This is a genomic window from Herbaspirillum sp. B65, assembly GCF_000333555.1.
GTDB lineage: Bacteria > Pseudomonadota > Gammaproteobacteria > Burkholderiales > Burkholderiaceae_D > Herbaspirillum > Herbaspirillum rubrisubalbicans.
Map to the genome: position 1 here is coordinate 1 of NZ_BADI01001219.1, position 10,459 is coordinate 10,459.

A 10,459-nucleotide genomic window follows, 5' to 3' on the forward strand; every position below is an offset into this window, starting at 1 on the left:
CAGCGATGCCTCCCCCACCCGCATCCGCTATACCGGTATCTCCATGGCCTACCAGGTCTCGGGCGCCCTCTTCGGTGGTCTAACTCCCTGCTGGGGCACGGTGCTGGCGGAAAAATTCCAGGGCCACTGGTGGCCCTTGGCCTTGCTGTTCTCGGGCCTTTCGCTGCTGTCGATGCTGTGCGTGGCGCGCCTGGGCCGCCAGCGCCAGGTCTCGTTGCAGCACGGCATGGCCGCACAGGAGGGTTGATGAAAACCTTTTACCACCCCGAGCAGAAACTGCATCATCCGCAAAGCTACTATTCGCGCGGCAAGATGCGCGTGCCGCAGGAAGTCCCGGAGCGCCTGGACCAACTGGCTGCACTGGCCACGCGCCTGGGCTTCGAGGTACAGCCGCCGCCTGATACCGGAGCCGCAGCCATTGGCGCAGTGCACGCGCTGGATTACCTGCAATTCCTGCAGGAGGCCCATGCGCAGTGGATGGCCTTGCCCGAGGACTGGGGGCCGGAAGTGATATCCAACATCTTCGTGCGTCAACCCAATGCCCTGCGCGGGGTATTGGCCAAGGCGGCGCGTTATCTCGCCGATGGCAGTTGCCCGGTGGGGCCGCAGACCTGGCACTCGGCCTACTGGTCGGCCCAGTGCGCCATTGCCGGTGCCCAGGCACTGCTGGATGGCCAGCCGCGCGCCTATGCCCTGTGCCGCCCGCCCGGCCATCATGCAAGGCGCGACGCGGCCGGCGGCTTTTGCTATCTCAACAATGCCGCCATCGCCGCGCAGATGCTGAGCGAACGCTATTCTCGGGTGCTGGTGCTCGATACCGACATGCACCACGGCCAGGGCATCCAGGAAATCTTTTATACCCGGCGCGACGTGATGTATGTCTCCATCCATGGCGACCCGGAAAATTTCTATCCGGTCGTGGCCGGCTTTGAAGACGAACGTGGCAGCGGTGAAGGCCATGGCTACAACCTGAACCTGCCCATGCCGCACGGCGCGCCGGAGGCGGTGTTCTTCGAGCGCCTGGCCCAGGCCTGCCGCGCCATCACGCTGTACCAGCCCGAGGTACTGGTGTTGAGCCTGGGATTCGACATCTTCGAAGACGACCCGCAATCGGTAGTGGGCGTGAGCACGGCCGGCTTCGAGCGGCTGGGGCGTGAAGTCGCGGCGCTCGGGCTACCCACCCTGGTGGTGCAGGAAGGCGGGTACCATATTGCCGGATTGCAGGCCAATGCCGAGCGCTTCTTTGCCGGACTGGAGTCTTGCTGAAAGAAACCTTCATATCGCCAATCATGCGCCCCGACTCCTCCGCCAGCCCTCGCCCGCCCCTGTCGCCGCTCTCCTCGGAACGCATGGACTGGAACCTGTTACGAACCTTCATGTTCGTGGTCCAGGAGCGCGGTGTCGGGCGTGCTGCCAGCAGCTTGTGCCTGAGCCAGCCCGCAGTCAGCCAGGCGCTGCGGCGCCTGGAGGAAGCCGTGGGCGGGATACTGTTGCATCGCCGTCACGGGGAGTTCCGCCTCACGCCGCTGGGGGAGGAAATCTACGCCGTGGCGCGCGAGATGTATGGCATGGTGGCGCGCATCGATGGCGCCGCCGGTCACGCCGGCGAGGACGTGGCCGGCCACCTGCGGCTATTGTTGATGAGCCGGGTGCAGAGCGCGGCCTATGATGATTTCCTGGCGCGTTTCCACCGCCGTTATCCGCGCGTGGAATTTCGCATCGAGGTCATGCAAAGCGCCGCCATCCTCGACACCCTGGCCAAGGGCAGCAGTGGCCTGGGCTTGTGCCTGTGTCGCAAGCCGGTGGAAAAGCTGGAGCGCCGGCTGTTTCTGCGGCATCGCTATGTGCTGGTGTGTGGCCGCCATCATCCCCTGTTCGCCCAGCGCAGCGTGAGCATGGCCGAGTTGCTGGTACAGAATTTCGTCTGCTTTGCCAGCGACCAGTTGGGCGACACCCTTTCCCCGCTGACCGTGTTTCGCGACCAGCAAGGCTTCACCGGCCACATTGCCGGCACCTCGCCGCATGTGGAAGAAATCCGGCGCATGGTGGTAGCCGGCGTGGGACTGAGCTTTTTGCCGGAACACCTGATCGCGATCCTCTTCGGCGGGCAGCGCGCCACGCTGCTGGTGGTGCCGGGTTTCATTCTTTCCATGCTGGGGATCTGCTGCGTGCTGGCGGGGACCAGGGGCTGGACCTGGCCGGCATGATGGTCAACTGCAGGGACAATCCCTTGAGCTATGGCCTGGCTTTCGTCGGCGCGCTGATCTGGGCGGCTTATTGCACCGTGACCGCCGCGCTTGCGCAGGGCAGCAATGGGGTGACACCTTTCTTCATATTGGTAGCGCTGGCGCTGTGGGGGAAGTTCTTGCTGGGTGACCATGCCGGTGAGTTGGTCGTGAGCCTGCCGGCGCTGGTCTATCTGGTGCTGGCTGCAGCGGCTATGGGATTGGGGTATGCCGCCTGGAACGTGGGCATCCTGCACGGCAATGTGACGCTGCTGGCCGGGGCGTCCTATTTCATTCCGGTGTTTTCCTCGGCATTGTCGGCGCTGCTCTTGCGGGCGCCACTGCCGGCTTCGTTCTGGGGCGGGGCGGCGCTGGTGTGTGGCGGGTCTATCCTGTGCTGGCAGGCCACACGCGGCAAGCGCCCGGTTTCAGGCGGGCAGGCCGGTGTGGCCGAGCATCGAAAGTAGTGAAAAGGCGTGCTTAGAACTTGTAGCTCACGCCCACGCGCAGCACCGGGTACAGGTTGTAGCCATGCACCTTGTCGCTCAGTTCGGCGTTTTCCGCCGCCACGTCCGTGGCCAGGCGGGCGCACAGGGCGGCCGGGGCGTTGCAACCGGAGTTGCTCACCGAGGTCGAGGCGTTGCCTTGGAACATCACGCCCAGATCAGCCGTGAAGCCCCAGCCCTTGTCGGGTGCCACCGCATTGCCCCAGCCCAGACCCAGGTAAGGCGCGAACTTCTTGAAATCGATGCGACCATCGACCTGGCCAGCCTGGGAAGCGGTATAGACGTTGCCATTGATGGTATAGACGCCATTGGCCTTGGGCTTGCCGGTGGCATCGATCTTGTTGCCGTTGTAGACCACCCCGCCCGAGAGGCGGAAACCGTTGTCAAACGGGAACCAGTCCAGCAGCGCATCGAAGGTGCGCAGCTTGGCCTTGGCGTCATAGTTCATATCCTTGGTGCTGGAGTTGAACGAATAGTCGAAATAGTTGACGCCGAAACGGGCATTGAGCTGCTGCGCCAGCGGCACGCTCAGGTGGATGCCGACACCAGTGGTGCCGACCTCGCCACTGACACCAAGATTGGCGGCGTGGGCGGTGCTGCCAAGTGCAGCCAGGCTGATGAGACAGATGCAGGAAAGTGGTAAACGTTGCACGAAAAATCCCCCGGGATTGAAGATGGACTGGTCGGCCAATGGAAGCTGGCCGGACGGGTAGGAGCCGTCCATCGCAGCCTAGGGGTGGTGTAAGTTGCCGTAAAGCACAACAGTGCTCGTGGGTAATAAAAAGCTGTGGTGGACAGGGCAGCGTGACATTTGCGCCACATCAGTTCGGCGCATTGTCTGCGCGGATATCGTCTTGTCAACGCGGCCGGCGCGCACCATTCACGGCCAGGTAGATGGCATAAAGCGAGCTGGTGGCTGTGATGAACAACCGGTTGTTGCGCGGTCCGCCGAAGCAGACGTTGGAGACCACTTCCGGTACCAAGATCTTGCCCAGCAGGCTGCCATCGGGGGCATAGCAATGGACGCCATCGCCGGCGCTGGTCCAGACGTTGCCGCGTTCATCCAGGCGCAAGCCATCGGCCAGGCCAGGAGAAATGGTGGCGAAGACGCGACCGCCGCCCAGGCGGTCATCGCCGCCGACCTCGAAGACGCGAATGTGGTGCGGGCCATCGGGACGGTGGGTGCGGCCGGTGTCGGCGATGTAGAGCAGTTTTTCGTCCGGCGAGAAAGCCAGGCCGTTGGGGCGTTCGAAGTCATCGCTGACCAGCGTGAGCTGGCCGCTCTGGCCATCGATGCGGTAGACATGGCAGCCACCGATTTCGCTGTCGGCCTTGTGGCCTTCGTAGTCGCTGTCGATGCCGTAGGCCGGATCGGTGAACCAGATCGAGCCGTCCGACTTGACCACCACGTCGTTGGGTGAGTTGAGGCGCTTGCCCTGCCAGTGCGAGGCCAGTACCGTGCGGCTGCCATCGTGCTCGGTGCGCACCACGGCACGGGCACCGTGCAGGCAGCCGACGATGCGACCTTCACGATCCAATGTATTGCCATTGTTGTAATCGGATGGCTGGCGGAAGGTACCGGCGCCGGCCCCCTCGGACCAGCGCATGAGCCGATTGTTGGGAATATCGCTCCAGATCACTTCATCGGTGGCGGGCAGGTAGACCGGTCCCTCGGTCCAGCGGCTGCCGCTGTGCAGACAGTCGAGCCGGGCGCTGGGCACTACCAGGGCGGCAAAGCGCGGATCGAGGTGTTCGTAGGGTGTCGCAGCAGTAGCGACATAGGATGGGGATGGGGCGCTCATCGTCTCTCCTGGTTGGTCTTGTGCATGGCTTGGCGGCCAGCCTGGGATGATACCTGTTGCCGGTCTGATGCAGGAATCGTCAGCCGAGCAGGCCGCAGTCTGCGCTTTGATGCATATCAATGCGAGCAGGCCGTGATGTAGCTATCCTGCAAACTCCAGTCAATACCAGCTCGCCCGGTGGGCTCGCGGCCCAGCGCATGTGCGCGCCGCGTCAGTCCGGCGTGGCAGCCGGCCAGGAGCATCCATGCAAGCCGCCCATCCGTCTATCCTGCATCCATCCACCAGTCTTGCCGGCATGAACAAAGCCGTGCTGAGCAAAATGGATCAGCGTGGCCCGCGCTATACGTCCTATCCCACGGCAGATCGGTTTTCCAGCGACTTCGCCGTGACCGACTACCTTCATGCGGTGTCCGACCGTCGCAACATGAGTGCCTGGCGCGCGCTGTCGCTGTACCTGCACATTCCATTCTGCGACACCGTCTGCTATTACTGCGCCTGCAACAAGATCGTCACCAAGAACCGCGCCAAGGCTGCGCTCTACCTGAGCTACCTCAAGCGCGAGATCAGTATGCAGGGCTCGCTGTTTTCCGGCATGAACCAGGTGGAGCAACTGCATTTCGGCGGCGGCACACCCACTTACCTGTCGGATGAACAAATGTCCGACCTGATGGATCATATCCGCCACTGCTTCACGCTGGCGCCCGACCACGTGGGCGAATACTCGATCGAGATCGACCCGCGCACGGTGTCGGTGGCGCGCGTGCACAAGCTGCGCCAGCAAGGTTTCAACCGCATCAGCCTGGGCGTGCAGGACTTCGACCCCGAGGTGCAACTGGCAGTGAACCGCGTGCAGTCCGAGGAGCAGACGCTGGAGATCATCCAGGCCGCGCGCCAGGCCGGTTTCCGTTCGGTCAGCATCGACCTGATCTATGGTCTGCCCAAGCAGAATGTGATGTCCATGTCGCGCACGCTGGCCAAGGTGATCGCTGCCAGCCCTGACCGCATCGCCGTCTACAACTATGCGCACATGCCGCAGTTGTTCAAGACCCAGCGCCAGATCAAGGAAGAAGACCTGCCCAGCGCCGACAGCAAGCTGGATATGCTTTCGCTGTGCATCCGCCAGTTGACCGGCGCCGGCTACGTCTATATCGGCATGGATCACTTCGCCAAGCCCACCGACGACCTGGCCATCGCCCAGCAGCAGGGGCGCCTGCATCGCAACTTCCAGGGTTATTCCACCCATTCCGAAACCGACCTGGTGGCCTGCGGCGTGTCGGCCATCAGCGCCGTGGGCGGCAGCTACAGCCAGAACGAGAAAACCCTCGACGGCTATTACGCCCGCCTGGAAAATTCTACCCTGCCCATCGCTCGCGGCATCCAGCTGGGCATGGATGACGTCTTGCGCCGGCTCATCATCCAGCGCCTGATGTGCAATTTCGAGCTGTCGATCAACTCGCTGGAGATCGCCTATCCCATCGTCTTCCGCGAATACTTTGCCAGCGAGATGGAAAAGCTGAAGCAACTGGAAGCCGACGGCCTGATCAATATCGAGCCGGAATGGATCACCGTCGAGCCCAAGGGCCGGCTGCTGATCCGCAACATCTGCATGGTCTTCGACCGCTACCTCACGCAGGACCGCGAAAAGGCCGCCAGCCAGAACAAGGATGCACCACAGCGCTATTCGCAGACGGTCTGAGCGGGGCGCAAGTGAACCTGCTACCGATCTTTCTGGTGGGGCTGATGGGTAGCGTCCACTGCATCGGCATGTGCGGCGGCATCGTCGGCGCGCTCAGTTCGGCTGCGCCGGCACACCCGGCTCCTGCTCCGGCCTTGGCCCCGGCGCTGGCCTCGCAAGCGGCAAATCCGCTGCCGCGCATCATCCCCATTCGTATCGCTGGCAGTGCCCAGGTCCAGGCATTCGGCCAGGATCTGGTGCGCGTGCTGGGTTACAACCTCGGTCGGCTGTCCAGCTATGCGCTGGCCGGCGCGCTGGCGGGCGGCATCGCCGCCGGCTTGTTGCGGGGCGCCGATGTGCTGGGCTGGCTGGCGCCAGCGCAGACCCTGGCCTATGTCATCACCAATCTCGTGCTGGTCCTGCTGGGTTTGTACCTGACCCAGTGGTGGACCGGCATGTCGCGCATGGAACAGCTGGGTAGCGGCCTGTGGGCCCGCCTGCGCCCGCACGCGGCACGCCTGGTGCCGGTCGATACGCCAGCCAAGGCCTTGCTGCTGGGCAGCCTCTGGGGCTGGCTGCCGTGCGGCATGGTCTATAGCGCTTTGTTGACCGCCTTGATGGCCGGTAGCGCCGTGCAGGGCGCCTTGACCATGCTGGCCTTTGGTGCCGGTACGCTGCCGGTCTTGCTGGTGGCCGGCCTGTCGGGGGCGCGTTTGCGGCAACTGGCGGCACGCCCGGTCGTCAGGCGCGTGGCCGGGGTGATCGTGCTGGCGTTCGGAATATTGGGTTTGCTGCGCGCCGCCGAGATCGGTGGCCTGGGCATTGCACGCGGCTGGATCGATGTCTTCTGCGTTAGTCCCGTGCATGGAGTCTGAGCATGAGCAATGAAGGGAGCGGGGAGGGGACTCTGTGTTTCCATTGCGGCCAACCGATACCTGCGGGGGAGACATGGCTGCTCGATATCGGCGGCGCCACACGCGCGCTGTGTTGCGTGGGCTGCCAGAGCGTGGCCCGCCTGATCGTGGACAGCGGTTGCGAGGATTTCTACCTGCGTCGCACCGTGCCCTCGGCCCGTGTGGATCCCGAACAATTGCTGCCACCCGAGCTGGCCTTGGTGGATCTGCCAGCGACTACTGCTGGTCAGACACCGCATGACCAGACCGATACCGCCGAGGAACTGGTGCTGTCCATCGACGGCCTGCGTTGCGCGGCCTGCGTCTGGCTGATCGAAAAATACCTGGCACGTCTGCCCGGCGTGCAGATGGCCGAACTGAACGTGGCCAGCGCGCGCCTGCATGTGCGCCGCGATCCGGCACTGTGCCCGACCTCGACCCTGCTGCGCGGCCTGCGCGGTCTGGGCTATACCGCCTATCCCTTCGATCCACTGCGCCAGGGCGAACAGGCACGCCGCGCCGGGCGCCGGCTGTTCCGTCAGTTGTTCATCGCCGGGCTGTCGATGATGCAGGTGATGATGTACGCCGTGCCGGCCTACATGACGCATGAGGGCATCGACCCCGACATGATGTCGCTGATGCGCTGGGCCAGCCTGTTCCTGACCATCCCCGCGGTGTTCTATTCGGCCTTGCCCTTCTTCACCGGCGCCTGGGCCGGCCTGCGTGCGCGTGCGCCGGGAATGGACCTGCCAGTGGCCATCGGCATTGCTGCTGCCTTCACCGGTAGCGCCATTGCCACCTGGCGTGGCGAGGGCGAGATCTGGTTCGACAGTGTGAGCATGTTCATCTTCCTGCTGCTGGCCAGCCGCTATCTGGAAACGGCGGCCCGGCGCAAATCGGCCAGCGCGCTGGAGCGGATGCAGCAAGCTTTCCCGGCCTCGGCACTGCTGCTGCCGGGATACCCGCAGCAACGTGAAACCACCCTGGTCGCCGCCGCTCAGCTACAGGCCGGCGACGTCATCCTGGCGCGTCCGGGCGACACCATCGCCGCCGATGCCTGTCTGCTCGAAGGCGTGGCCGAACTGGACCTGGCCTTGCTCTCCGGCGAGAGCCGGCCGCAAACCTTCCAGCTCGGGCAGGAAGCGCCTGGTGGTGCCGTCAACCTGAGCCAGCCGGTGCTCTTGCGCGTGGTGCGCGCCACCCGCGACAGTACCCTGGCCGCCATCACCCGCCTGGCCGAGCAGGCCGGGCAGGGCAAGCCGGCGCTGGCGCAATGGGCCGACATCGTGGCTTCGCGCTTCGTGGTGGCCTTGTTGCTGTTGGCGGGGATCACTTTTGTGGTCTGGCATATGATCGATCCTTCTCGCGCCTGGGCCACTGCCATTGCCGTGCTGGTGGTGTCCTGCCCCTGCGCCCTGTCGCTGGCTACGCCCTCGGCACTGGCCGCAGCCACCGACCGGCTCTTGCGTGAAGGCACGCTGGTGGTGCGCGGCAATGTGCTGGAAACCTTGCAGCGCGCCGATACCATCGTCTTCGACAAGACCGGCACGCTGACCCAGGGGCGTCCGCAACTGGCGGCACTCTGGAGTACCGGACCGCAGCAACAGGCATTGGCCATGGCTGCAGCGATGGAGCGCGGCAGCCTTCATCCGCTGGCCAAGGCGCTGGTGGAAGAAGCGGCACGACGCGAGATCGCCGCCATCGATGTGGCGCAACTGGGTTCGGTCACCGGGGCCGGGATGCAATGTGTCATCGACGGTGTGCCGCATCGCATCGGCTCGCGTCACTTCGTGGCCGAGATTGCCGGCAGCGACCTGCCCAGCGCCCTGAACTTGCCGGCAGCAGTGGGGGCCGGTTCGGTGTACCTGGGCAGCATGAAGGGCTGGCTGGCACGCTTCGACCTGGCCGATGCGCTGCGCCCGGATGCGGTGGAAACGGTCGCTGCCTTCCGTGCCCTGGGCCTGCGGACCATTTTGTTGAGCGGCGACCAGCCGGAAGTCTGCGCCGAGGTCGCGGCGGCCACCGGTATCACCGAGGTGATCGCCGGCTGCACGCCCGAGCGCAAGCTGGATATGGTGCGTCAATTGCAGCAGGGTGGGGCGGTGGTGGCCATCGTCGGCGATGGCATCAATGACGCGGCCATGCTGCGTGCCGGTGACGTCTCCTTCGCCATGGGCAAGGGTGCTGCGCTGGCTCAGGTCAGTGCCGATGCCGTCATCATGAGCGACCGTCTGCAGGCCGTGGCCGGCTGTGCCCGCATGGCCCAGCGCACCATGCGCATCGTGCGGCAGAACCTGGTGTGGGCCAGCGTCTACAATTTCCTGGCCATTCCGGCTGCCGCCTTCGGCTTGCTCGATCCCTGGATGTCGGCCGTGGGCATGTCAGCCAGTTCGTTGCTGGTGGTGGGCAATGCCTTGCGCCTGAGTCGGGCCTCGCGTTCGGCCACCGCTGTCAACGCGCCTGCCGCGGCGCAACCAGCTGCCCTGGTTGGAGGTGCATGATGGAAGCGCTCTACCTGCTCATTCCCTTGAGTACCCTGCTGGTCTTCCTGGCGATCTGGGTGTTCTTCCGCGCTTCCGACAGCGGCCAGTTCGATGACCTCGAAGGCCCGGCCATGCGCATCCTGCACGACGACGATACGACGCCGGATCGGCATGGCTCGGACACCCCTTGAGCACTGCTTGAACGTCCTGAACCAGGTGTAGGACGCGCTGTTTTTTTGCACGAAATCACGGAGTTATACCCAAGCGTCTCCCCACTTGATACACGTCATGCCCCGCCCGGTGCAGGTTCCGTAAGCTCGCATTGAACAATACTCAACATAGTGGGGAGAGTTTCGTGAACAAAGAAAATAGCTACAACTACACGGTTGTGCGCCAATTTACCGTGGCGACCATCCTGTGGGGCGTAGTCGGTATGCTGGTCGGTGTCATCATCGCCGCCCAGCTTGCATGGCCCGAACTGAACATGGGGATTCCCTGGCTAAGCTTCGGCCGCCTACGTCCCTTGCATACCAACGCAGTGATCTTTGCCTTCGGCGGTTGTGCGCTGATGGCAACCTCGTATTACGTCGTCCAGCGTACCTGTCAGGTGCGCCTGTTTTCCGATTTCCTGGCGGCCTTCACCTTCTGGGGCTGGCAACTGGTGATCGTCGGTGCGGCCATCACGTTGCCGATGGGGCTGACCCGCGGCAAGGAATACGCCGAACTGGAATGGCCCATCACCATCCTTATCGCCGTCGTCTGGGTGGCCTATGCCGTGGTGTTCTTCGGCACCCTCATCAAGCGCAAGGTCAAGCACATCTACGTGGCCAACTGGTTCTACGGCGCCTTCATCATCGCCGTGGCCATCCGCACAT

The 10,459-nt window shown here is 64.1% G+C and carries 10 protein-coding genes and 1 pseudogene; 9 read left to right on the forward strand and 2 right to left on the reverse strand.

Translation table 11 applies throughout. The features are described from left to right. The 4 genes and pseudogenes from I5W_RS28685 to yddG form a co-directional block, all read left to right on the forward strand. Window positions 1-247: pseudogene (locus I5W_RS28685) on the forward strand (MFS transporter); the annotation flags it as partial. Continuing rightward, entirely contained in the window at window positions 247-1,266 is a 1,020-nt protein-coding gene (locus I5W_RS28690) for a histone deacetylase family protein (RefSeq protein ID WP_044531812.1), read from the forward strand. The pseudogene I5W_RS28685 and the gene I5W_RS28690, both read left to right, overlap by 1 nt. A 23-nt stretch (window positions 1,267-1,289) precedes the next feature. Continuing rightward, window positions 1,290-2,207 carry a LysR family transcriptional regulator gene (locus I5W_RS28695; protein WP_252717270.1) on the forward strand — a complete coding sequence of 306 codons (918 nt, stop codon included), beginning with the start codon at window positions 1,290-1,292 and terminating at the stop codon, window positions 2,205-2,207. Continuing rightward, on the forward strand, window positions 2,204-2,692 hold the full coding sequence (gene yddG, locus I5W_RS32715; RefSeq protein ID WP_252717271.1) for an aromatic amino acid DMT transporter YddG: 489 nt from the start codon (window positions 2,204-2,206) through the stop codon (window positions 2,690-2,692). Before I5W_RS28695 ends, yddG begins: the two co-directional genes overlap by 4 nt. Before the next feature lie 13 nt (window positions 2,693-2,705). Here the strand turns inward: yddG and I5W_RS28705 are convergent, their stop codons facing one another. After that, window positions 2,706-3,455 carry a hypothetical protein gene (locus I5W_RS28705; RefSeq protein ID WP_374702163.1) on the reverse strand — a complete coding sequence of 250 codons (750 nt, stop codon included), beginning with the start codon at window positions 3,453-3,455 and terminating at the stop codon, window positions 2,706-2,708. 133 nt (window positions 3,456-3,588) lie between these two features. Further along, window positions 3,589-4,533 carry an SMP-30/gluconolactonase/LRE family protein gene (locus I5W_RS28710; RefSeq protein WP_044531813.1) on the reverse strand — a complete coding sequence of 315 codons (945 nt, stop codon included), beginning with the start codon at window positions 4,531-4,533 and terminating at the stop codon, window positions 3,589-3,591. Between the two features lie 244 nt (window positions 4,534-4,777). Here I5W_RS28710 and hemN point away from each other — a divergent pair, with 244 nt between their 5' ends. The 5 genes from hemN to I5W_RS28735 all read left to right on the forward strand — a co-directional run. After that, the gene (gene hemN / locus I5W_RS28715) at window positions 4,778-6,229 is read left to right on the forward strand and encodes an oxygen-independent coproporphyrinogen III oxidase (protein WP_017451539.1); all 1,452 of its coding nucleotides are present in this window, start codon (window positions 4,778-4,780) and stop codon (window positions 6,227-6,229) included. 11 nt (window positions 6,230-6,240) lie between these two features. After that, window positions 6,241-7,083: a sulfite exporter TauE/SafE family protein gene (locus tag I5W_RS28720; protein WP_044531814.1), complete on the forward strand. Its 843-nt coding sequence runs from the start codon at window positions 6,241-6,243 to the stop codon at window positions 7,081-7,083. Between the two features lie 2 nt (window positions 7,084-7,085). Continuing rightward, window positions 7,086-9,602 carry a heavy metal translocating P-type ATPase gene (locus I5W_RS28725; protein WP_044531815.1) on the forward strand — a complete coding sequence of 839 codons (2,517 nt, stop codon included), beginning with the start codon at window positions 7,086-7,088 and terminating at the stop codon, window positions 9,600-9,602. Continuing rightward, complete coding sequence (gene ccoS, locus I5W_RS28730; RefSeq protein WP_017451542.1) at window positions 9,602-9,775, forward strand: cbb3-type cytochrome oxidase assembly protein CcoS; 174 nt, start codon at window positions 9,602-9,604, stop codon at window positions 9,773-9,775. The genes I5W_RS28725 and ccoS overlap by 1 nt, the downstream gene beginning before the upstream one ends. Before the next feature lie 164 nt (window positions 9,776-9,939). Next, window positions 9,940-10,459 (forward strand): cbb3-type cytochrome c oxidase subunit I (locus I5W_RS28735; RefSeq protein WP_044531816.1); only part of this gene is annotated, 520 nt, incomplete at its 3' end.